The 2570-nt window shown below is 71.7% G+C and carries 2 protein-coding genes and 1 pseudogene; all 3 read right to left on the reverse strand.

The features are described 5' to 3' along the window. Positions 1-162 precede the first annotated feature (162 nt). Positions 163-1041, reverse strand: a complete 879-nt coding sequence (locus tag AB0J52_RS35765) for a TIGR03619 family F420-dependent LLM class oxidoreductase (protein WP_500187352.1) — start codon at positions 1039-1041, stop codon at positions 163-165. A gap of 5 nt (positions 1042-1046) precedes the next feature. Next, entirely contained in the window at positions 1047-2297 is a 1251-nt protein-coding gene (locus AB0J52_RS35770; protein ID WP_500187353.1) for an LLM class flavin-dependent oxidoreductase, read from the reverse strand. Positions 2298-2309: 12 nt separating this feature from the next. Beyond that, positions 2310-2570, reverse strand: a pseudogene (locus AB0J52_RS35775) (hypothetical protein); the annotation flags it as partial.

Here is a 2570-nt window from a genome sequence, read left to right on the forward strand (position 1 = left end):
TTGATCCGCCCACCCCCTATATCTACACCTAACACCAAACCCTCTTCCCCCCCCCGCCGCTCTCCCTATTTGTTCCCGCGGGGGCTGTTGGGGGCGGGCAGGGGCGACGGCGCGCCCGTGCGCGCCGTCGCCCGCCTGGTCCCCCCGGCCGGCCCGGCTTGATCACATCTTCTGGATGACCTCTTCGGCGAACCGCTCCATGCACGCGATCTTGAGATCGGCACCGGTGAAGCGGGCTTTCTCCGCGTCGGTCGGCATCCACCAGGGAGCGGCGAGCGTGCCGGAGACGCCGCGGTCCTGCCACTTGCGGTAGAGATCGGCGCTCGGCCGCTTCGCGATCGGCGCGATGATCCGGAGGTCGTCCAGGGTGCGGCCGTGCTCGGCGAGGTGGTCCTTGAGGCGGTCGAGCAGGTCGGAGAGGTCGTCCTCCTTGTAGACGCGGTTGCCGATCCAGCCGTCCCCGATCCGCGCGGCGCGGCGCAGCGCGACGTCGCTGTCCCCGCCGATGAGGACCGGGACGGGCGCGGACGGCACGGGCGCGATGCTGAGCGGGCCGTGGTCGAAGAACCGGCCGTGGTGCTCGACCCGGCCGCCCTTCCAGAGCGCGCGGAGCGCCGGGATCATCTCGTCCAGCCGCCTGCCGCGCGTCCGGAAGTCCTGCCCGGTCTGCCGGAACTCGTCCTCGCACCAGCCGACCCCGACGCCGAGGATCACCCGGTCGCCGGACAGGACGGCCGCGGTCGACACGGCCTTGGCGACCGTGAACAGGTCGCGGGCCGGGGCGATGTAGACGTTGGTGGCGAACCGGACGCGGGTCGTCACGGCCGCCATCGCCCCGATCGCGACCCACGCGTCCGGCCAGTGCGTGCCCTCGGCGTAGGGCGGCGCGCCGGTCTCGCTGTAGGGGTAGGACGCCTGGTAGTCGGCGTGGAACAGGTGGTCGGAGATCGCGACCGCGTCGTAGCCGAGCCGGTCGGCGGCCGCCGCGAGCGGCAGGTACTCGCCGGCGTCCACGAACGACGCGCCGAGCCAGAACTCCACGGCCGTCAGTCCTGGAACTCGGGGATGACCTTGGTGGCGAACAGCTCCAGGTTCCGCTTGACCGTGTCCAGCGGCAGGACGCCCTGCTGCCCCTGCATGAACAGCCCGAACCACTCCAGGTCGGGCATCCGGTCGAGCATCCGCTGGATGCCGCGCTTGACGTCGTCCGGGCCGCCGATCAGCGCCATCTCGACGTCGGCCATGCGCTTGTAGTCGCCCTTCTCCGGCGAGATCGGCTTGTGCTTGTCGTCCTCCTGCGTGCGCAGGACCTCCAGGTACCCGAACGGGCCGAAGAACGACGCGAAGTCCTTCTGCATGCCCTGGCCGTAGGTGGCGATGGCCTCCTCGCGGGTGTCCGCCATCCCGACGATCTTCAGGATGCCCGTGTGCTCGCCCAGCTTGTAGGACCGGCCGAGCTTGGCGCACTCGTCCTGGTAGAGCTTGGCCTTCTTGGCGTGCTCGTCCGGGTTCGGGGTGAACATCCAGGGCAGGATGCCCTCCTGCGCGGCGCGCACGACCGAGCGGTCGGAGACGGTGAACGGCTGCCAGAGTTCGGGGTGCGGGTCCTGGTAGGGCTTCGGGCAGACCGAGACCGAGCGCAGCACGCCGTCGTCGTCGATCTCGCCGGGCGCGCCGAACGTGCGGGTCCACTCCTGCGCCGGCCAGCCCTCCAGGCCCTCGTAGGGCGCGGGCACCTCGTAGTCCAGGACGTCGCTCTTGTAGCGCAGGCTGTCCTGCTCCCACGCCATCTTCATGATCTTCAGGACCTCGCCGAACACGTCGAAGTTGCGGTTGTCGGACTTCGAGCCGTCCGAGCGGGCCGCGGACGCGTGCCAGCGCTGGCCGAGCACGTTCGCCCACCGCGCCTGGTAGCCGCGCGCGACGCCGAGCCGCAGCCGTCCGCGCGAGAAGTGGTCGAGCAGCGCCACGTCCTCGGCGGCGCGGATCGGGTCCCAGGTGGGCAGGACGAGGCCGAGCGGCGCGAGCAGGATGCGCTCGGTGCGGGCGGCGAGGTCGGTCAGGAACATCAGCGGGTTGACCGAGAACTCGAAGCCCTCCGAGTGGAAGTGGTGCTCGGTCATCATCAGGGCGTCGAAGCCGACCCGGTCGGCGTGCACGGCGATCTCGCGGACCTCGTGCAGCAGCTTCTGGTACGACTCGCGGTCCCGTCCGATCGGCCGCTTGGCCTTGGCGTTCTCCTCGGCGGCCCACCCGGAGCCGGGGATCTGCGGGTTCAGAAAGATCGCGAACTTCACGCGGGCGTCTCCTTAGCGAGCGGATTCGGTCGGGACGGAAGCGGGCGGGGCCGCCGCGGGCGCGGCGGACGCGGCGGGCGAGTCCGCGGCGGGCGCGGCAGGCGCGTCGGCGGTGCGGGCTCGGTCGAGAGCGTCCAGCCAGCGGCGGACGACCAGGGTGAACTCGGCCGGGCGCTCGGCGTGCAGCCGGTGGCCGCCGCCGGGCCACGCCTCGGCGCGGGACGCCGGATGCCGCAGCAGGCCCCGTTCCCACTCGGCGGAGGCGGCCTGCGC

The organism is Spirillospora sp. NPDC049652 (genome assembly GCF_040675125.1).
In the GTDB taxonomy this organism is placed as follows: Bacteria; Actinomycetota; Actinomycetes; order Streptosporangiales; family Streptosporangiaceae; genus Spirillospora.